Genomic DNA, 18,786 nt, shown 5'->3' with positions numbered 1-18,786 from the left:
TGTTCGCCACTCGCTACACCTCGATGACCAGTGCGTGCACCAGCGGCTTCTTGCCCCACTCCTCGTTGACGGCGCTGCGCAGGCCACGCTCCAGCGCGTTGCGCAGCGCCTCCGGGTCGCGCCGGCGCGCCTTGGGGATGCCGTCGATCAGTTCCGAGACGGCCTCGGCGACATATTCGTCGAAGCCCGTGCCGTCGCGCGTATAGGGCGGCAGGCCCAGCACCGCGATCTCGGGATCACCGGCGAGCCCGCCCTTCTCGTCGATCGCGACGGCGACCGAGATCATGCCGACGAAGGACAGGCGACGGCGTTCGGCGATCGTCTTCTCGAGCGCGTTCACCAGCAGGTTGCCGTCCTGGTAGAGCCGGCCATGCGTGACCTCGTCGATCTTGCTGGCACCCTCGGCCGTGATCGCGACGACGTCGCCATTGCCGGCACGCACCACGGTCTTGACGCCCAGCCCGCGCGCGAAGATCGCGTGCTCGGAGAGATGCAGGTCTTCGCCATGGGCGGGGATGACGATCTTCGGCTTCAGCCAGCCATAGAGCCTCGCCATCTCCTCGCGGCGGGGATGGCCGGATACATGGACGAGGTGGGTCCGGTCGGTGATGATCTCGATGTTGTCGCGGGCGAGCGCGTTCTGGATCGCGCCGACGGCCTTCTCGTTGCCGGGGATGGTGCGCGAGGAGAAGATCACGCGGTCGCCCGCCGTCAGGGTGATCTCCGGGTGGTCATCGGAGGCGATGCGCGACAGCGCGGCGCGCGGCTCGCCCTGGCTGCCGGTCAAAAGGCAGACGACCTTGTCGCGCGGCAGATAGCCATAGGTGTCGGCCGAGCGGAAGGCCGGAATGCCGTCGAGATAGCCGCATTCGCGCGCGACATCGATGACGCGGTCCATGGCGCGGCCGACGACGACGACCTCGCGCTGATCGGCCATCGCCGCTTCAGCCACGGCGCGCAGGCGCGCGACATTGGAGGCGAAGGTGGTCACGGCGACGCGGCCCGGAGCCGAATGCACCAGTTCCTTGAGCTTGGCGGCGACCTCGGCCTCGCTCGGCGAGGTGCCGTCGCGCATGACATTGGTCGAGTCGCAGATCAGCGCCAGCACGCCCTCGTCGCCGAGCTCGCGCAGGCGCTTCTCGTCGGTGGGCAGGCCGACCTGGGGGGTCGGGTCGATCTTCCAGTCGCCGGTGTGGATGACGAGGCCAACCGGCGTGCGGATGGCGAGCGCGTTCGATTCGGGGATCGAGTGGGCGACGGGGACGAACTCGATGTCGAAGGGACCGAGCTTGAAGCTCCCGCCCTGCGCGATGATGTGCATCGGCACCTTGGGCGCGCCAGGCTCCGAGAGGCGACGCGTCGCCAACAGCCCGGCTGCGAATTGCGTGCAGTAGACCGGCGCGCGGAGGGAGGGCCAGAGCGCGGCGAGCGCGCCAATATGATCCTCATGGGCGTGGGTGATGACGATGCCCAGAAGGTTGGCGCGTTCCTCGATGATGTAGCGCAGATCGGGGAAGACGATATCGACGCCCGGCACCTCCGGCCCGGCGAAGGACAGGCCGCAATCGACCAGGATCCATTTGCGCCGCCCCTCGGGCCCCAAGCCGTAGAGAGCGGCATTCATGCCGATCTCGCCGAGGCCGCCGAGAGGAACGAAAACGAGCTGGTCTTGAGAACGGGACACGGGCAATCCTGACTTGGACGATCGGCGGCGCGACAGCGCTGCAAGAAGTTGAGGGAGCCGTAGCACGCTCGCCACGCAGCCTCCAGACCGCAGCGGACGCTATCGGCTCGCGTTCAGGCGGGCGAGCCGAAATAGAGGTCGCCGGCATCGATGACGCGCAGACCGGCGCCCGTTTCGAGTTCGAGGCGTCCGCTCGCATCGAGACCGGCGAAGCGGCCGCTCAGCGGCCCCTCGGTCAGCCGGATCGTGATCTCCTCGCCGAGAAAGGCGGCCCGCTCGAGCCAGGCGGCTCGGATCGGCCCGAACCCGCCGGGGCGGGACCAGGCCTCGAAGCGGGACAGCCAGGCATCGCTGAGCGCCGCCAGCACCGCCTCGACCGCCACGTGCGGCACATGCTGTCTGAGAAAGGCCGCGGGATAGGGCGTGTCTGATGGGCATGAGGCGATGTTGACGCCGAGCCCGATGACGACATCGAGCCGCCCTGCCCGGCTCTCGCCCTCCAATAGCAGGCCGGAAACCTTGGCGCGCCCGACCAGCAGATCGTTGGGCCATTTCAGCTTCAGCCCCTGCAGCCCGCCGCTGACGAGCATGGCAGCGTCGTGCAAGGCAAGCCCCGCGACGAAGCCGAGTTGCGGCGCCAGCGCGGGCTCGCAGGGTGCGACGAGCAGCAGGCTCGCATAGAGATTGCCGGGCGGCGAGCCCCATTGCCGGCCGTGGCGGCCGCGCCCGGCGTTTTGGCTGCGGGCGACAATCCAGAGCTTGCCGGCGTCGCCCTGTGCCAGAGCGCGGCGCGCCTCCTCCATGGTGGAGCCGACCTCGTCGCGGACAATCAAACGGTAGCCGGCGGCGCGGGCCGCTTCACCGAGCATGGGACGACCCGTCGTTCTCGGGCGCAGCGAAGCGGAGACCCGAGAATCTCCTGCAAGAGATGCTCGGGTCAAGCCCGAGCATGACGGCGGGTTGCATTCAAAACAGCGACTTCGCCGCCGCAGCTGCCGAGTTCAGCAGCGGGGCCGGCAGCAGCGAGAGCGCCAGCACGAAGATCGCCGACACCAGAAGCACGGCCCGAACGCCGAGATCGCCCTTCTCGAAGGCGGGCTTCGCGTCGTCGAAATACATCACCTTGACCAAGCGCAGATAGTAATAGGCGCCGACGACGCTGGTGACGACGCCGATAACGGCAAGGACGTAGAGCTTGGCATCGATGGCGGCGAGGAAGACGTAGAACTTGGCCCAGAAGCCGGCGAGAGGCGGAATGCCGGCGAGCGAGAACATCATCATCGACAGCGCGAAGGCCATCCACGGATTGGTGCGCGAGAGCCCGGCGAGCTCGGAGATGTCCTCGACCGCCTTGCCGTCGCGGCGCATCAGCAGCACGCAGGCGAAGGCGCCGAGCGTCGTGGCGAGATAGATCGCCATGTAGACCATCACGCCCTGGACGCCCGCCGCAGTGCCGGCAGCGAGGCTGACCAGGGCGTAGCCCATGTTGGCGATCGAGGAATAGGCGAGCAGGCGCTTGATGTTGCGCTGGCCGATCGCGGCGAAGGCGCCGAGCGCCATCGAGGCGATCGCGATGAAGATGATGATCTGCTGCCATTCATGCAGCGCGCCGGGGAAGGCGCCGACGAAGATGCGCACCACCATCGCCATTGCCGCCATCTTGGGAGCCGAGGCGAAGAAGGCGGCGACCGGGGTCGGGGCACCCTCATAGACGTCAGGCGTCCACATATGGAACGGCACGGCCGAGATCTTGAAGGCGACGCCCGCGGCAATGAAGACGATGCCGAAGATCAGGCCGATGCCGGGATGGCCGTGCTGCACGGCAGCGGCGATGCCCGGATAGGTCACGGTGCCGGTGAAGCCATAGGTCAGCGATGCGCCGTAGAGCAGCATGCCCGACGAGAGCGCGCCGAGAACGAAGTATTTCAGGCCAGCCTCGGTCGACTTGGCATTGTCGCGGTCGAAGGCGGCGACGACATAGAGCGCCAGCGACTGCAATTCGAGGCCGACATAGAGGCTAATGAGATCATTGGCCGAGATCATCATCATCATGCCGACCGTCGACAGCACGATCAGGATCGGGAACTCGAACCGCATCGAGCCGTCGCGACGAAGCGAATCCGACGACAACAGGATCGCGGCCGCCGCGCCGAGCAGCGTCAGGACCTTGAAGAAGCGGGCGAAGCTGTCGACGATGAAGCCATCGTTGAAGGTCGTCACCTTGCCGGTGCCCGACAGCACCAGCACCAACGCCAGGGCGAAGAGCGCGATCGCCATGCCTTCGAGCAGGCGCGTCGCGCGCTCACCCTGGATCGCGCCGATCAGCACCATCGCGATGGCGCCCAGCGCGAGGATGATTTCCGGAAGCGCCGGGCCGAGAGCGGGCAGAGCCATCTGACAGACCTTACTGAACGGCCAGCATCGCCGTTTTCGCGGCGGTGAGTGCGGCCTGATAGTTCTTGATGAGAGCTTCGGTCGGCGCGGCGAAAGCGTCGAGGATCGTGCCCGGACGGATACCGTACCAGATCGTCAGCACGACGAGCGGGGCGAGGATGACCATCTCGCGCGGGTTGAGATCGAGAATGGTCTTGAGCTCGGGCTTCACCAACTCACCGAACATGACGCGGCGATAGAGCCAGAGCGCATAGGCCGCCGAGAGGATGACGCCGGAGCAGGCGATGAACGACACCCAGGGGTTGGCCTTGAAGGCGCCCATCAGCGTCAGGAACTCGCCGACGAAGCCGGCCGTGCCCGGCAGGCCGACATTGGCCATGGTGAAGATCATGAAGACCACGGCGTAGATCGGCATTCGGTTGACCAGCCCGCCATAGGCCGCGATCTCGCGGGTGTGCATCCGGTCATAGATCACACCGACGCAGAGGAAGAGCGCGCCCGAGACCAGCCCGTGGCTGACCATCTGGAACATCGCGCCCTGGATGCCCTGCGTCGTCAGCGTGAACAGGCCCATCGTGACGAAGCCCATATGCGCAACCGACGAGTAGGCGATCAGCTTCTTGATGTCCTCCTGCATCAGCGCCACCAGCGATGTGTAGACGATGGCGATGACGGAGAGCGCGAAGACGAAGGGCGCGAAATACTGCGACGCCTCGGGGAACATCGGGATCGAGAAGCGGATGAAGCCGTAGCCGCCCATCTTCAGCATGATCGCCGCCAGCACGACCGAGCCTGCGGTCGGCGCTTCGACGTGGGCGTCGGGCAGCCAGGTGTGGACCGGCCACATCGGCATCTTCACCGCGAAGGAGGCGAAGAAGGCGAGCCACAGCCAGGTCTGCATGCCGGCCGGGAACTTGTGCGCCAGCAGCGTCGGAATGTCGGTGGTGCCGGCATTCCAGTACATCGCCATCAGCGCCAGCAGCAGCAGGACCGAGCCGAGCAGCGTGTAGAGGAAGAACTTGTAGGAGGCGTAGACGCGCCGCTTGCCACCCCAGATGCCGATGATCAGGAACATCGGGATCAGGCCGCCCTCGAAGAACAGGTAGAACAGCACGAGGTCGAGCGCCACGAAGACGCCGATCATCAGCGTCTCCAGGATGAGGAACGCGACCATGTATTCGCGCACCCGCTTCGTGATCGAGGTCCACGACGCCAGGATGCAGAACGGCATCAGGAAGGCGGTCAGCACCACGAAGGGAAAGGAGAAGCCGTCGACGCCGAGCTTGAACTTGATGGCATCGGAAACCCAGGCATGGGTCTCAACCATCTGGAAGCCGGGATTGGCGGGATCGAACTGGCTCCAGGCGTAGCAGGCGAGCACGAAGGTCGCGACGGTTGCCGCGAGCGCTGCATAGCGCGCGTTGGAGTCGACCGACGCCTCGTCGCCGCGCTGCGCCAGGATGAAGACCGCGCCGACCAGCGGCAGGACGAGAAGACCGGTGAGGATACCGAAGCCGAACATCATCTCACCCGCGCGCCAAGAGATACCAGGTCACGAAGCCTGCGACGCCGATCAGCATGGCGAAGGCGTAGTGATAGACATAGCCGGTCTGGAGCCGGACGACCCGGTTGGTCACGTCCACGACGCGGGCCGAGATGCCATCGGGGCCAAAGCCGTCGATGACCAAGCCGTCGCCCTTCTTCCAGAGAAACTTGCCCGCCCACATCGCCGGCTTCACGAACAGGAAGTCGTAGATTTCGTCGACATACCACTTGTTGAGCAGGAACTTGTAGAGGACCGGGTTGGCCGCCGCGAGCTTGCGGGGCACGTCGGGGCTCAGGACATACATGTAGAGCGAGAGCAGGAAGCCGAGCACCATCGCGATGAAGGGCGAGGCGACGACCCAGCCGGGAACCTCGTGCATCTCGTGCAGGATGTGGTTGTCCTTGCCGGTGAACAGCGCGGCCTTCCAGAAGTGCTCGTAGTTGTGGCCGATGAAGGCCTCCTTGAAGGCAAAGCCAGCCGCAACCGCGCCGAGCGAGAGCACGGCGAGCGGGATCAGCATCACCAGCGGGCTCTCATGGGGCATGTGATCATGGCCGTGGCCGTGATCGTCATGAGCGTGAGCGGCATGCGCGTGGTCGTCATGGGCGTGAGCCGCATGGGCGTGGTCGTCACGCCCATGGGCATCATGCCCATGCGCGTCCGCGCCCCAGCGCGGCTTGCCCTCGAAGGTCATGAAGTACAGGCGCCAGGAGTAGAACGAGGTCATCAAGGCGGCGACGACCAGCAGCACGAAGGCATAGGAGGCGGCGAAGCCCTTGTGGCCGACGGCGGCGTAGGCGCTCTCGATGATTGCGTCCTTGGAGAAATAGCCGGCGAAGAGCGGGAAGCCGGTCAAAGCGAGCGTGCCGATGGTCATGGCGGCGGCCGTCAGCGGGATGTGCTTGCGCAGGCCACCCATCTTCCGCATGTCCTGCTCGTGATGCATCGCGTGGATGACAGAGCCCGCGCCGAGGAACAGCAGCGCCTTGAAGAAGGCGTGGGTGAAGAGATGGAAGATGCCCGACGAGTAGGCGCCGACGCCCATCGCCACGAACATGTAGCCGAGCTGCGAGCAGGTCGAATAGGCGATGACGCGCTTGATGTCGTTCTGCACGAGGCCGACGGTGGCGGCGAAGAAGGCCGTCGTCGCGCCGATGACGATGACCACGGTCATGGCGACCGGCGCATATTCGAAGATCGGCGAGAGCCGCGCGACCATGAAGACGCCGGCGGTGACCATCGTCGCGGCATGGATCAGGGCCGAGACCGGGGTCGGGCCTTCCATTGCATCCGGAAGCCAGGTGTGCAGCAGGAACTGCGCCGACTTGCCCATGGCGCCCATGAACAGCAGCAGCGCGGTCAGCGTCAGCGCATTCCAGTCATAGCCGAGGAAGCGGAAGCTGCGCTCGGTCAAGCCTGCGATCTGCGGGAAGATCGAGTCGAAGGCGACCGTTCCGGTCAGCACGAAGACCATGAAGATGCCGAGCAGGAAGCCGAAATCGCCGACACGGTTGACGATGAAGGCCTTCATCGCGGCGGCGCAGGCGGAGGGCTTCTGGTACCAGAAGCCGATCAGCAGGTAGGAGGCGAGGCCGACGCCCTCCCAGCCGAAGAACATCTGCACCAGGTTGTCGGCCGTCACCAGCATCAGCATGGCGAAGGTGAAGAGCGACAGATAGGCGAAGAAGCGCGGCCGGTGCGGATCCTCGTGCATGTAGCCGATCGAGTAGAGATGCACGAGGGAGGAGACGGTGTTGACGACGACCAGCATCACCACGGTCAGCGTATCGACGCGGAAGGCCCAGTCGACCTGCAGGCCTCCGGACGCCATCCAGGTCGCGACCTGGATGCGGGTGGTGCCGGAGCCGAAGCCGACGCTGAAGAAGGCGATCCAGGACAGGACGGCGGAGACAATCAGCAGCGAGGTGGTGACGATCTCTGAGCCGCGCGCGCCGATCAGACGGCCGAAGAGGCCGGCGATCAGGAAGCCGATCAGGGGGAGGAAGACGATCGCGTGATACATGGGGCGGTTCCGGGCGCTTTAGCGCCTCAGCCTTTCATCATGTTGATGTCTTCCACCGCGATCGTGCCGCGGTTGCGGAAGTAGACGACGAGAATGGCAAGCCCGATGGCGGCTTCGGCCGCCGCGACGGTCAGCACCAGCAGGGCGAAGACTTGCCCGACGATGTCGCCCAGGAAGCTCGAGAAGGCGACGAAGTTCAGGTTGACCGCGAGCAGGATGAGCTCGACCGACATCAGGATGACGATGACGTTCTTGCGGTTCAGGAAGATGCCGAGCACGCCGAGCGTGAACAGGATCGCGCCGACGGCGAGGTAATGGCCAAGTCCGATCATCAGACCGTCTCCTCCGGCAGGGCTGCGCCCGAGGGCACCTTCTTGACGTCCATCGCGGTGGCCTTGCTGCGGGCGTTCTGGATCGTGATATCCTGGCGCTTGATACCGGTGCGCTCGCGCAGCGTCAGCACGATCGCGCCGATCATGGCGACGAGCAGGACGAGGCCGGCCGCCTGGAAGTAATAGACATATTGCGTGTAGAGCACGCGCCCGAGCGCCTCTGTGTTGGTGATGCCGGCGGGGATCGCCGCCACGGGCGCCTTGACGATCTGCGGATCGATGACCCAGGCGCCGACGACCAGCAGCAGCTCGACCGCGAAAATCAGCCCGATCAGCCCGCCGATCGGCAGGTAGTTCAGGAAGCCCTGGCGGAACTCGGCAAAATCGACATCGAGCATCATCACCACGAAGAGGAAGAGCACCGCGACGGCGCCGACATAGACGACGATCAGCAGCATCGCCAGGAACTCGGCCCCGAGCAGCATGAACAGGCCCGCCGCGTTGACGAAGGCCAGGATCAGGAAGAGCACCGAGTGAACGGGGTTGCGCGAGGTCACCACCATGAACGCCGAAGCGACGGTGACGCCTGCGAACAGGTAGAAGAAAGCCGCTGCGGCATTCATCTCGGTCAGCCTTTCCGCCCCTGCGGGCGGCTCTCGTTTTCAATCACGTCCGACTCTCGCCGGCCGCAGTTTGCAAGGGTCTATAAGGGTGCGAACGGCGAGTGGCGAGTGGAAGGAAGCGGTTCCATTCGCCATTCGCCACTCGCCGCTATCGATAGGGCGCGTCCATCGCGATGTTGCGCGCGATCTCGCGCTCCCAGCGGGCGCCGTTCTCGAGCAGCCTGTCCTTGTCGTAGAACAGCTCCTCGCGGGTCTCGGTGGCGAACTCGAAATTCGGCCCCTCGACGATGGCGTCGACTGGGCAGGCCTCCTGGCAGAAGCCGCAATAGATGCATTTGGTCATGTCGATGTCGTAGCGCGTCGTACGCCGGGTTCCGTCGTTGCGGCGCGGGCCGGCCTCGATGGTGATGGCCTGAGCCGGGCAGATCGCCTCGCAGAGCTTGCAGGCGATGCAGCGTTCCTCGCCATTGGGATAGCGACGCAGCGCATGCTCACCCCGGAAGCGCGGCGACAGCATGCCCTTCTCGAAGGGGTAGTTCAGCGTCGCCTTCGGCTTGAAGAAATAGCGCATCGACAGCGCGAACGCGCCGACGAATTCCTTCAGCAGCAGGCCCTTGGCGGCTTGTGCGAGAGACATGCCTTCTCGTCCTTCCAACTCAGCCAAACACCGTCTGGCCGATCACATAACCCAGCACGGGCGTGACGCCGATCATCAACACGACCAGCGCGACCCTGACCAAGCCGATGCGACGCTCGTAATCGTCGCGCTCGGCTTGCGTCTTCGACGGATCGGTCCGGCGCAAGGCCCCGATGACCAGCCCCGACACGATCCTGTATTCAACGATCCCCACCACGAGCCCGATCAGCGCACCGATCAGGCCGGGCGAGATCGCCATCAGCGCACCGGCCCCCAGCCGGTGACCTGCAGCACGAAGGCGACCACGACCACGGACACTAGCGACAGCGGCAGGAAGACCTTCCAGCCCAGCCGCATCAGCTGGTCGTAGCGGTAGCGCGGCACGAAGGCCTTCACCATCGCGAACATGAAGAAGACCATGCAGACCTTGAGCGCGAACCAGAACACGCCCGGCAGCCAGGTGAAGGGCGCGATCGGGAATGGCGGCAGCCAGCCGCCCATGAACAGGATCACGGTCAGCGCGCACATGGTCATGATCGCCACGTATTCGCCGAGCATGAACAGCAGGTAGGGCGTCGAGGAATACTCGACCATGAAGCCGGCGACGAGCTCGGACTCGGCTTCGGGCAGATCGAAGGGCGGGCGGTTGGTCTCGGCCAGCGCCGAGATGAAGAAGACCACGAACATCGGGAACAGCGGCAGCCAGTACCAGCCGAACATGCCCAGACGGCCGTTCTGCGCCTCGACGATGGCGGTCAGGTTCAGCGAGCCGACGCAGAGCAGCACGGTGATGATGACGAAGCCGATCGAGACCTCGTAGGAGACCATCTGCGCCGCCGAGCGCAGCGCGCCCATGAAGGGATATTTCGAGTTCGAGGCCCAGCCGGCCATGATCACGCCATAGACCCCGAGCGACGAGATCGCGAGGATGTAGAGCACGCCGACATTGATGTCGGCGATCGCCCAGCCCTCGGCCACCGGAATCACCGCCCAGGCGCCCAGCGAGAGCAGGCAGGAGATGAACGGCGCCAGCAGGAACACGCCCTTGTTGGCGCCCGACGGGATGATCGGCTCCTTGAAGGCGAATTTCAGCAGGTCGGCGAAGCTCTGGAACAGGCCGAAAGGCCCGACCACGTTGGGCCCGCGCCGCAGCTGCACCGCCGCCCAGATTTTCCGGTCGGCGAGCAGGATATAGGCGATGAAGACCAGCAGGCAGACCAGCAGCAGCAGGCTCTTGCCGAGCATGATCGCGATCGAGAGGACGAGGTCCCAGTTCATGGCCGCTTACTCCGCCGCCTGCTGGAGCCGGCCCGAGGCCAGCGCCGAACACTCGGCCATCACGGCGGAAGCGCGCGCGATCGGGTTGGTCTGGTAGAAATCGGTCACCGGCGAGACGAAGCCCGCCTTGTCGGCGTTGCCGCCGAGATCGGCGAGCGAACCGAGCCCGGCCGGGTCGGCCGCCTGCAGCACATCGAGCGCGGCGAAATGCGGATGCGCTTCGTAGAGCGCCTTGCGCAGGCCGGCGAGCGAGTCGAAGGGCAGCGTCTTGCCCAGCGTCGCCGAGAGCGCCCGCAGGATCGCCCAGTCTTCGCGGGCATCGCCCGGCGGGAAGGTGGCGCGGTCGGTCATCTGAACGCGGCCTTCGGTGTTGACGTAAGTGCCGGACTTCTCGGTATAGGCCGAGCCCGGCAGGATGACGTCGGCGCGATGGGCGCCCTTGTCGCCATGCGTGCCCTGATAAACCACGAAGGCGCCTGCCGGAACATCGATCTCGTCGGCGCCGAGCAGGAACAGCACATCGAGCGCGCCGGGCGTGAGCATGCCGGCGACATCCAAGCCCCCCAGTCCTTCAGCACTTTCTTGCGGCACGAAGCCGAGATCGAGCCCGCCGACGCGGGCAGCCGCCGTGTGCAGCACGCCGAAGCCGTTCCAGCCATCCTTGACGACGCCGAGCGAGCGGGCGGCCTTCGCAGCCATCGCCAGGATCGCCTCGCCATCGGGACGGGCCAAGGCGCCCTGCCCGATCAGCAGCATCGGCTTCTGCCGATTGGCGGGAGCGTGATCGACGAAGCCCGCGAGCGTATCGGGGCCAGCGCCGAGATAGGCGTAATCATAGGTCAGATCGGCCTTCTCGCCGATCATGCCGAGCGTGAAATCGCCACGCAGCCAGCGCTTGCGGATGCGCGCATTGAGGATCGGCGCCTCCTTGCGGGGATTGGCGCCGATGATCATCAGCGCGTCCGCCTGCTCGATCCCGGCGATGCCGGCATTGAGGATGTAGCTGGCGCGGCCGAACTTCGGATGCAGCTTGGAGCCGTCCTGACGGCAATCGAGGTTGGCGCTGCCGAGCGAAGCCATCAGGCTCTGTAGCGCGAACATCTCCTCGACCGCGGCGAGATCGCCGGCGATGGCGCCGATCTTTTCCGGCTTCGCCGCCTTCACCTTCTCGGCGATGACAGCGAAGGCTTCGGCCCATGAGGCCGGGCGCAGCGCGCCGCCTTCGCGGATATAGGGCCGGTCGAGGCGCTGCGTGCGCAGGCCGTCGACGATGTGGCGGGTCTTGTCGGAGATCCATTCCTCGTTCACCGCCTCGTTGAGGCGGGGCAGGATGCGCATCACTTCCTTGCCGCGCGAATCGACGCGGATGGCCGAGCCGACCGCATCCATCACGTCGATGGACTGGGTCTTGGTCAGCTCCCAGGGGCGGGCCTTGTTCTGGTAGGGCTTCGAGGTCAGCGCGCCCACCGGGCAGAGATCGACGACGTTGCCCTGGAGCTCCGAGGTCATCGCCTGCTCGAGATAGGTGGTGATCTCCATGTCCTCGCCGCGACCGATGGCGCCGAGATCCTGGCCGCCGGCAACTTCCGTGGTGAAGCGGACGCAGCGCGTGCACTGGATGCAGCGCGTCATCGAGGTCTTGACCAGCGGGCCGATATACTTGTCCTCGACGGCGCGCTTGTTCTCGGCATAGCGCGAGGTGTCGACGCCATAGGCCATGGCCTGGTCCTGGAGATCGCACTCGCCGCCCTGGTCGCAGATCGGGCAATCCAGCGGGTGGTTGATCAGGAGGAACTCCATCACCCCCTCGCGCGCCTTCTTGACCATGGGCGACTTGGTCGAGACGACCGGCGGCTCGCCATTGGGGCCGGGGCGCAGGTCGCGCACGCCGATGGCACATGAAGCCTGCGGCTTGGGCGGGCCGCCCTTCACCTCGACCAGGCACATGCGGCAATTGCCGGCGATCGAGAGCCGCTCATGGAAGCAGAAGCGCGGCACCTCGGCGCCTGCCGCCTCGCAAGCCTGCAGGACCGTGTATTCGGCGGGAACGTCGACCTCGATGCCGTCGATGATGAGTTTGGTCATTGTTGCCTCTCCAGGCGCTCGACGCGCTTGGCTTCGTCTTCATATTGCGCTCGCGAACCGGCCTCGAGCAAAGAGACGCGCTCGCTCAAGACTGCGATCTGCCGGAGGATGAGGTCCAGCTTTGCATCGATGCCGACAAGCGAAACCTCTCCGACATCGTCAGAAGCCCGATCGGCCTTCAACGCGCTCGCGCGACAATAGATTTCCGCCGGTGGCTTGTCGAAATAGCGGAACAGGGCCGGGCAGAGCCAACCCTGCTGGCGCGTCTCCGGCCACCCATACCAGTTGCCATCGTACTCACGGCGCAGCCAGATCAGCTTCACTTGGAAGTCTGGAAAGGGCTGCGCCGAAAAGGTCAGCTCGAAGCCATCGGCCGCGTTCGGAATATCCTTCACGAATGCCTCGATCATCTCGGGCACGCCCGACACGAAAGGCTCCTGCTCCAGGCCGACCGACGCATCGTCGAACACCCAAATGCCTTCGTGCAGATACGGCCTGATGACAATCATGGCATTTGCCATCGATCTCACTCCGCCGCCATCAAGCGCACAGGCTCGCTATGCGGGTTGGCGGCATAGTCGTCGATGCGCTTCTCGATCTCGTGACGGAAATGCGCGATCAGGCCCTGGATCGGCCATGCCGCGGCGTCGCCGAGCGCACAGATGGTGTGGCCCTCGATCTGCTTGGTGACGTCGAGCAGCATGTCGATCTCGCGCTTCTGCGCCCTGCCCTCGGCCATGCGGTTGAGCACGCGCCACATCCAGCCCGTGCCCTCGCGGCAGGGCGTGCACTGGCCGCAGCTCTCATGCTTGTAGAAATAGCTGATGCGGGCGATCGCGCGGACGATGTCGGTCGACTTGTCCATGACGATCACTGCCGCCGTGCCGAGGCCCGAGCGCAGCTTCGAGAGCGAATCGAAATCCATCGGCGTGTCGATGATCTGCTCGGCCGGCACCATCCTGACCGAGGAGCCGCCGGGGATGACGGCCATCAGGTTGTCCCAGCCGCCGCGCACGCCGCCGCAATGCCGCTCGATCAGCTCGCGGAAGGGGATGCCCATGACCTCTTCGACATTGCACGGCTTGTTCACATGGCCGGAGACGCAGAACAGCTTGGTGCCGACATTGTTGGGGTTGCCGAGCGACGAGAACCAGGCCGCGCCGCGACGCAGGATGGTCGGCGCCACCGCGATCGACTCGACGTTGTTGACGGTGGTCGGGCAGCCATAGAGGCCGACATTCGCGGGGAATGGCGGCTTCATCCGGGGCATGCCCTTCTTGCCCTCGAGGCTTTCGAGCAGGGCCGTCTCCTCGCCGCAGATATAGGCGCCGGCGCCGTGATGGACGTAGAGGTCGAAGGGATAGCCGTGGATGTTGTCCTTGCCGATCAGCCGGGCCTCATAAGCCTCGTCGACGGCGCGCTGCAGCGCCTCGCGCTCGCGGATGTACTCGCCGCGAATGTAGATGTAGGCGGCGTTGGCGTTCATCGCGAAGGAGGCGATCAGGCAGCCCTCGACCAGCGTATGCGGGTCGTTGCGCATGATCTCGCGATCCTTGCAGGTGCCGGGCTCCGACTCGTCGGCGTTGACGACGAGGTAGCTGGGCCGCCCGTCGCTCTTCTTGGGCATGAACGACCATTTCAAGCCGGTCGGGAAGCCGGCGCCGCCGCGTCCGCGCAGGCCGGACTTCTTCATCTCGTCGATGATCCAGTCCTGGCCCTGCTCGAGCAGGAATTTGGTGCCGTCCCAGGCGCCGCGCGCCATGGCGCCCTTCAGCGACAGGTCGTGAAGCCCGTAGAGGTTGGTGAAAATCCGGTCGCGATCAGCAAGCATGGCCGTTATCTCACTTCACCGGCTTGGGAGCGGCGGCGTCCGCCGACTTGGCGGCTTCACCGGCGGATTTGTCGTCGACTTTTCCCTGGCTGGCCGGCGTATCGTTGGCCGCGCTGGTGGGCTGTCCCGGCGAGGATGGCTGAGGCCGCCCCGGCGACGCCGTCTCGGTGGCGGGCTTGGATGGCGTGGCCGGCGTCGCCTCGGCCTTGACCGCTTCCGCCTTCTTGGCCTCGGCCTCGGCAGCAGCCTTGGCGGCAGCCGCTTCGGCCGCTGCCTTGCGCTGCTCGGTGACACGCGCCTGCCAATCGCCGGCGCCGATCACCGTGCCGTCATAGAGCGCGGGGTCCTTCAGGGTCTCGCCGCCACCGACCGGCTCGGAGCCGGAGCGGCCGATCTGCGAGCCGGTCTTGACCGGGCGGCCATGGCGCAGGTCGTCGAGGAGCGCCGTGAAATTCTCGGGCGTCAGATCCTCGTAATAGTCGAAATTGATCTGCACCATCGGGGCGTTGCAGCAGGCGCCGAGGCACTCGACCTCGAGCCAGGAGAGCTTGCCGTCGGCGCTCACCGTCGATTGCGGGCCGATGACGTCCTCGCAGACCTTTTTGATCGCCTCGGCGCCGCGCAGCGCGCAGGGCGTCGTTCCGCAGAGCTGGATGAAGTGCTCGCCCACCGGCTGGAGGTTGAACATCGTGTAGAAGGTCGCGATCTCCATGACGCGCATCGGCGCCATGCCGAGCTTGCGCGCGACGGCCTCGATCGCAGCGCGCGGCACCCAGCCTTCATGCTGCTCCTGCGCCTTCCACAAAAGCGGGATCACGGCCGAGGCCTGGCGGCCTTCCGGATATTTGGCGATCTGCTGGTCTGCCCAGTTCTCGTTCGCCGGATCGAAGGCGAAGGAGGCGGGCTGGACGTGATCGGGGGCGAGACGACGGACGGACATCAGTTGAACTCCCGAAGACCGTTCGAATGAGCGATCTTCGTAAAACAAGCTTCGCAGATGAGCTGGATATCGAACTTTGTTTCGATGTCGCTGGTCAGTTCGCCACCGTTATCGTCGATGGCGTCCGCACAGCGCGAGCAATACGCATTGATGCAGCCATCGTGATCGCGCGACCAGAAAACGCCGCGAGCCTCCCCGTCCCTCAGCGTCTCGACGAGATGCGAGCAGACGAAGGCAGCGGTATCCGAGCCGTGGGTCGCGCAACGCACGAGATGGGAGCTCACCGATCGACCTCCCCGAACACGATGTCCAGCGAGCCCAGGATCGCGGAGACGTCCGCCAGCATGTGCTTGCGGCACATGAAATCCATGGCCTGGAGATGGGCGAAGCCCGGTGCCTTGATCTTGCAGCGATAGGGCTTGTTGGTGCCGTCGGAGACGAGATAGACGCCGAATTCGCCCTTGGGCGCCTCGACCGCCGCGTAGACCTCGCCCTCGGGCACCTTGTAGCCCTCGGTGTAGAGCTTGAAATGGTGGATCAGCGCTTCCATCGAGCGCTTCATCTCGCCGCGCTTGGGCGGCACCATCTTGCCGTCGAGCGAAGAGATCGGCCCGCCGCCTTCGGGGGCCAAAAGCTTCTCGCAGCACTGCTTCATGATGCGCACGGACTGGCGCATCTCTTCCATGCGGATGTGATAGCGGTCGTAGCAGTCGCCGTTCTTGCCGACGGGGATGTCGAATTCCATCTCCTCGTAGCACTCATAGGGCTGCGACTTGCGCAGGTCCCAGGCGGCGCCGGACCCGCGCACCATCACGCCCGAGAAACCCCATTTCCAGCAGGTTTCGAGATCGACGACGCCGATATCGACATTGCGCTGCTTGAAAATGCGGTTGTCGGTCAGCAGGCCCTCGAGATCGTCGCAGACCTGGAGGAAGGGGTCGCACCATTCGGCGATGTCGTGGATGAGGCCGGTCGGCAGGTCCTGATGCACGCCGCCGGGCCGGACATAGGCCGCATGCATGCGCGCCCCGCAGGCCCGCTCATAGAAGATCATCAGCTTCTCGCGCTCCTCGAAGCCCCAGAGCGGGGGCGTCAGCGCGCCGACGTCCATCGCCTGCGTGGTGACGTTGAGGATATGCGAGAGAATGCGGCCGATCTCGGAATAGAGCACGCGGATGAGCTGGCCGCGACGCGGAACCGTGACGCCCATCAGCTTCTCGACCGCGAGCGAATAGGCATGCTCCTGGTTCATCGGCGCGACATAGTCGAGCCGGTCGAAATAGGGCAGCGCCTGAAGATAGGTCTTGGCCTCGATCAGCTTCTCGGTGCCGCGATGCAGCAGGCCGATATGGGGGTCGACGCGCTCGACGATCTCACCGTCGAGCTCCAGCACGAGGCGCAGCACGCCATGGGCGGCCGGGTGCTGCGGGCCGAAATTGATCGAGAAGTTCCGGATGTTGTGTTCTGACATGTCCGGCTCCGATCAGGCCGTCTTCGCTTTTTCGTCGCCCGGCAGGACATAGTCCGTACCTTCCCAGGGCGAGAGAAAGTCGAAATTCCTGAATTCCTGATTCAGCTTCACCGGCTCATAGACGACGCGCTTCTGCTCGTCGTCGTAGCGGACCTCGACATAGCCGGTGAGCGGGAAGTCCTTTCGCAGCGGATGCCCCTCGAAACCGTAATCGGTGAGGATGCGGCGGAGATCCGGATGGCCCGAGAACAGGATGCCGTAGAAGTCATAGGCCTCGCGCTCGTACCAGTTCGCCGCCGGAAAGACCTCGATGATCGAGGGCACGGGTGTCGCCTCGTCGGTCTGGACCTTCACGCGGATGCGGCGGTTCGAATAGGGCGCCAGCAGGTGATAGACGACGTCGAAACGCTTCTCGCGGCCGGGATAGTCGGCGCCCGCGATGTCGGTGAAATTGACGAAGCGAAAGCGCGGATCGCTGTAGAGCGTCGCCATGACCTCCAGGATCGACGCCGCCTGCGCGTGAACCGTCAACTCGCCGAAGGTGACGACGGCATCCGTCACGGCGCCGGGCAGCGCCGCCTTGATCTCTTCGCCGAGTGCTACGAGCGCTTCGCTCACTTGTGCGACTCCAATTCGCGGACCTTGGCTTCGAGCGCTTCGATGCGCTCCTCGAACTCACCGGTCACGAGTTTGCTCATCAGCGTGTCCGCAGTCAGGGCGTGCCGGAAGGACTCGATATGCCCCTCAATCTTCGACAGACGCTTGTCCACGAGGTCGAAGCGGGTCGAATGCTGGTCGAGGCGAGCAACGATATCGGCGCGCATCTCACGAAGCATCGGAACGATCATGTCCGTCGGCTCAGCCATGCCTCACCTCTCGATCGTGCCGGTGCGGCGGATCTTCTTCTGCAGCAGCAGCACGCCATAGAGCAGAGCTTCCGCCGTCGGCGGGCAGCCCGGCACGTAGATGTCGATCGGCACGATGCGGTCGCAGCCGCGCACGACGCTGTAGCTGTAGTGGTAATAGCCGCCGCCATTGGCGCAGGAGCCCATCGAGATGACGTAGCGCGGCTCCGGCATCTGGTCGTAGACCTTGCGGAGAGCTGGGGCCATCTTGTTGGTCAGCGTGCCCGCAACGATCATCACGTCCGACTGGCGCGGTGACGCGCGCGGCGCGAAACCGAAGCGCTCGACATCGTAGCGCGGCATCGAGAGCTGCATCATCTCGACGGCGCAGCAGGCGAGCCCGAAGGTCATCCACATCAGCGAGCCGGTGCGCGACCAGTTGATCAGGTCGTCGGTGGCGGTAACGAGGAAGCCCTTGTCGGCCAGTTCGCTGTTGATCGAGGTGAAGAAGGGATCGCGCTGGCCCACCGGCAGGCCATCGGGCCCGAGCACGCCCTTCGGCGCGGGCGCGACGAGCGGATCGCCGCGGTCGATCGCTGTTGTTGCCATGAAACGAACCCTTGTGAACCCGTAACCGTCAGATAAGTCGCGAAGTCTGTGCCGACGATGGGACGATCAGTCCCACTCCAGCGCGCCCTTGCGCCACTCATAGACGAAGCCGACCGTCAGCACGCCGAGGAAGATCATCATCGAGACGAAACCATACCAGCCGAGCCCGCCGAACGCGACCGCCCAGGGAAACAAGAAGGCGACCTCGAGATCGAAGATGATGAACAGGATGGCGACGAGATAGAAGCGGACGTCGAACTTCATGCGGGCATCGTCGAAGGCGTTGAAGCCGCATTCATAGGCCGAGAGCTTCTCGGGATCGGGCTTGGAATAGGCGATCGCGAAAGGCGCGATCAGCAAGGCCAGACCGATGATCGCGGCAACGCCGATGAAGATGACCAGAGGCAGATAGTCGTTCAGCAGCGATGGCACTGGGAGAGCTTGCATGGACGATCCCGCTTCAAACGGCCGATGACGGCGCGCCGGTT

At 65.1% G+C, this 18,786-nt stretch carries 20 protein-coding genes; all 20 read right to left on the bottom strand.

Annotated features, from left to right (window positions below; all coding sequences use genetic code 11):
- Positions 1-13: 13 nt before the first annotated feature.
- Entirely contained in the window at positions 14-1,684 is a 1,671-nt protein-coding gene (locus AE618_RS04850; RefSeq protein WP_054207901.1) for a ribonuclease J, read from the bottom strand.
- Between the two features lie 113 nt (positions 1,685-1,797).
- The gene (locus tag AE618_RS04845) at positions 1,798-2,553 is read right to left on the bottom strand and encodes a biotin--[acetyl-CoA-carboxylase] ligase (protein WP_054207900.1); all 756 of its coding nucleotides are present in this window, start codon (positions 2,551-2,553) and stop codon (positions 1,798-1,800) included.
- Positions 2,554-2,650: 97 nt separating this feature from the next.
- Positions 2,651-4,078 (bottom strand): NADH-quinone oxidoreductase subunit NuoN, encoded by a 1,428-nt coding sequence (gene nuoN, locus AE618_RS04840; RefSeq protein WP_054207899.1) that lies wholly within the window; start codon positions 4,076-4,078, stop codon positions 2,651-2,653.
- A 10-nt stretch (positions 4,079-4,088) separates the two neighbouring features.
- Positions 4,089-5,600 (bottom strand): NADH-quinone oxidoreductase subunit M, encoded by a 1,512-nt coding sequence (locus AE618_RS04835; RefSeq protein ID WP_054208013.1) that lies wholly within the window; start codon positions 5,598-5,600, stop codon positions 4,089-4,091.
- Positions 5,601-5,604: 4 nt separating this feature from the next.
- Positions 5,605-7,647, bottom strand: coding sequence for an NADH-quinone oxidoreductase subunit L (nuoL, locus tag AE618_RS04830; protein WP_054207898.1), 2,043 nt, complete (start codon positions 7,645-7,647; stop codon positions 5,605-5,607).
- 26 nt (positions 7,648-7,673) lie between these two features.
- Positions 7,674-7,982: an NADH-quinone oxidoreductase subunit NuoK gene (gene nuoK, locus AE618_RS04825; protein ID WP_054208012.1), complete on the bottom strand. Its 309-nt coding sequence runs from the start codon at positions 7,980-7,982 to the stop codon at positions 7,674-7,676.
- Positions 7,979-8,602, bottom strand: coding sequence for an NADH-quinone oxidoreductase subunit J (locus AE618_RS04820; protein ID WP_054207897.1), 624 nt, complete (start codon positions 8,600-8,602; stop codon positions 7,979-7,981). Before AE618_RS04820 ends, nuoK begins: the two co-directional genes overlap by 4 nt.
- Before the next feature lie 148 nt (positions 8,603-8,750).
- On the bottom strand, positions 8,751-9,239 hold the full coding sequence (gene nuoI, locus AE618_RS04815) for an NADH-quinone oxidoreductase subunit NuoI (protein ID WP_054207896.1): 489 nt from the start codon (positions 9,237-9,239) through the stop codon (positions 8,751-8,753).
- Positions 9,240-9,258: 19 nt separating this feature from the next.
- Entirely contained in the window at positions 9,259-9,498 is a 240-nt protein-coding gene (locus AE618_RS04810) for a hypothetical protein (RefSeq protein WP_054207895.1), read from the bottom strand.
- Positions 9,498-10,517, bottom strand: coding sequence for an NADH-quinone oxidoreductase subunit NuoH (gene nuoH, locus AE618_RS04805; protein ID WP_054207894.1), 1,020 nt, complete (start codon positions 10,515-10,517; stop codon positions 9,498-9,500). The genes AE618_RS04810 and nuoH overlap by 1 nt, the downstream gene beginning before the upstream one ends.
- 6 nt (positions 10,518-10,523) lie before the next feature.
- Positions 10,524-12,602, bottom strand: coding sequence for an NADH-quinone oxidoreductase subunit NuoG (nuoG, locus tag AE618_RS04800; RefSeq protein ID WP_054207893.1), 2,079 nt, complete (start codon positions 12,600-12,602; stop codon positions 10,524-10,526).
- On the bottom strand, positions 12,599-13,123 hold the full coding sequence (locus tag AE618_RS04795; protein ID WP_197280674.1) for a DUF6717 family protein: 525 nt from the start codon (positions 13,121-13,123) through the stop codon (positions 12,599-12,601). Before AE618_RS04795 ends, nuoG begins: the two co-directional genes overlap by 4 nt.
- A 5-nt stretch (positions 13,124-13,128) precedes the next feature.
- Positions 13,129-14,433, bottom strand: coding sequence for an NADH-quinone oxidoreductase subunit NuoF (gene nuoF / locus AE618_RS04790; protein ID WP_054207892.1), 1,305 nt, complete (start codon positions 14,431-14,433; stop codon positions 13,129-13,131).
- Between the two features lie 10 nt (positions 14,434-14,443).
- Complete coding sequence (gene nuoE / locus AE618_RS04785) at positions 14,444-15,373, bottom strand: NADH-quinone oxidoreductase subunit NuoE (protein ID WP_054207891.1); 930 nt, start codon at positions 15,371-15,373, stop codon at positions 14,444-14,446.
- Entirely contained in the window at positions 15,373-15,657 is a 285-nt protein-coding gene (locus tag AE618_RS04780) for a hypothetical protein (RefSeq protein ID WP_054207890.1), read from the bottom strand. Before AE618_RS04780 ends, nuoE begins: the two co-directional genes overlap by 1 nt.
- On the bottom strand, positions 15,654-16,844 hold the full coding sequence (locus AE618_RS04775; protein ID WP_054207889.1) for an NADH-quinone oxidoreductase subunit D: 1,191 nt from the start codon (positions 16,842-16,844) through the stop codon (positions 15,654-15,656). The genes AE618_RS04780 and AE618_RS04775 overlap by 4 nt, the downstream gene beginning before the upstream one ends.
- Before the next feature lie 12 nt (positions 16,845-16,856).
- A complete protein-coding gene (locus AE618_RS04770) occupies positions 16,857-17,462 on the bottom strand; it encodes an NADH-quinone oxidoreductase subunit C (RefSeq protein ID WP_054207888.1) in 606 nt (201 codons plus the stop codon).
- Entirely contained in the window at positions 17,459-17,710 is a 252-nt protein-coding gene (locus AE618_RS04765) for a hypothetical protein (RefSeq protein ID WP_054207887.1), read from the bottom strand. Before AE618_RS04765 ends, AE618_RS04770 begins: the two co-directional genes overlap by 4 nt.
- 3 nt (positions 17,711-17,713) lie before the next feature.
- Positions 17,714-18,298 carry a NuoB/complex I 20 kDa subunit family protein gene (locus AE618_RS04760; RefSeq protein WP_054207886.1) on the bottom strand — a complete coding sequence of 195 codons (585 nt, stop codon included), beginning with the start codon at positions 18,296-18,298 and terminating at the stop codon, positions 17,714-17,716.
- Positions 18,299-18,364: 66 nt separating this feature from the next.
- On the bottom strand, positions 18,365-18,745 hold the full coding sequence (locus tag AE618_RS04755; RefSeq protein ID WP_054207885.1) for an NADH-quinone oxidoreductase subunit A: 381 nt from the start codon (positions 18,743-18,745) through the stop codon (positions 18,365-18,367).
- Between the last annotated feature and the right edge of the window lie 41 nt (positions 18,746-18,786).

It is taken from the genome of Allobosea vaviloviae, assembly GCF_001298265.1.
Lineage (GTDB): Bacteria > Pseudomonadota > Alphaproteobacteria > Rhizobiales > Beijerinckiaceae > Allobosea > Allobosea vaviloviae_B.
Note: the sequence above shows the minus strand (reverse complement) of the source record. Positions and strands in the feature narration are given on the sequence as shown.

What these genes read in the sequence shown, in the direction of transcription:
- AE618_RS04845 (WP_054207900.1), bottom strand. Translation starts at nt 2,553, where the DNA reads ATGCTCGGTGAAGCGGCCCGCGCCGCCGGCTACCGTTTGATTGTCCGC.
- nuoN (WP_054207899.1), bottom strand. Translation starts at nt 4,078, where the DNA reads ATGGCTCTGCCCGCTCTCGGCCCGGCGCTTCCGGAAATCATCCTCGCG.
- AE618_RS04835 (WP_054208013.1), bottom strand. Translation starts at nt 5,600, where the DNA reads ATGTTCGGCTTCGGTATCCTCACCGGTCTTCTCGTCCTGCCGCTGGTC.
- nuoL (WP_054207898.1), bottom strand. Translation starts at nt 7,647, where the DNA reads ATGTATCACGCGATCGTCTTCCTCCCCCTGATCGGCTTCCTGATCGCC.
- AE618_RS04820 (WP_054207897.1), bottom strand. Translation starts at nt 8,602, where the DNA reads ATGAATGCCGCAGCGGCTTTCTTCTACCTGTTCGCAGGCGTCACCGTC.
- nuoI (WP_054207896.1), bottom strand. Translation starts at nt 9,239, where the DNA reads ATGTCTCTCGCACAAGCCGCCAAGGGCCTGCTGCTGAAGGAATTCGTC.
- AE618_RS04810 (WP_054207895.1), bottom strand. Translation starts at nt 9,498, where the DNA reads ATGGCGATCTCGCCCGGCCTGATCGGTGCGCTGATCGGGCTCGTGGTG.
- nuoH (WP_054207894.1), bottom strand. Translation starts at nt 10,517, where the DNA reads ATGAACTGGGACCTCGTCCTCTCGATCGCGATCATGCTCGGCAAGAGC.
- nuoG (WP_054207893.1), bottom strand. Translation starts at nt 12,602, where the DNA reads ATGACCAAACTCATCATCGACGGCATCGAGGTCGACGTTCCCGCCGAA.
- AE618_RS04795 (WP_197280674.1), bottom strand. Translation starts at nt 13,123, where the DNA reads ATGGCAAATGCCATGATTGTCATCAGGCCGTATCTGCACGAAGGCATT.
- nuoF (WP_054207892.1), bottom strand. Translation starts at nt 14,433, where the DNA reads ATGCTTGCTGATCGCGACCGGATTTTCACCAACCTCTACGGGCTTCAC.
- nuoE (WP_054207891.1), bottom strand. Translation starts at nt 15,373, where the DNA reads ATGTCCGTCCGTCGTCTCGCCCCCGATCACGTCCAGCCCGCCTCCTTC.
- AE618_RS04775 (WP_054207889.1), bottom strand. Translation starts at nt 16,844, where the DNA reads ATGTCAGAACACAACATCCGGAACTTCTCGATCAATTTCGGCCCGCAG.
- AE618_RS04765 (WP_054207887.1), bottom strand. Translation starts at nt 17,710, where the DNA reads ATGGCTGAGCCGACGGACATGATCGTTCCGATGCTTCGTGAGATGCGC.
- AE618_RS04760 (WP_054207886.1), bottom strand. Translation starts at nt 18,298, where the DNA reads ATGGCAACAACAGCGATCGACCGCGGCGATCCGCTCGTCGCGCCCGCG.
- AE618_RS04755 (WP_054207885.1), bottom strand. Translation starts at nt 18,745, where the DNA reads ATGCAAGCTCTCCCAGTGCCATCGCTGCTGAACGACTATCTGCCTCTG.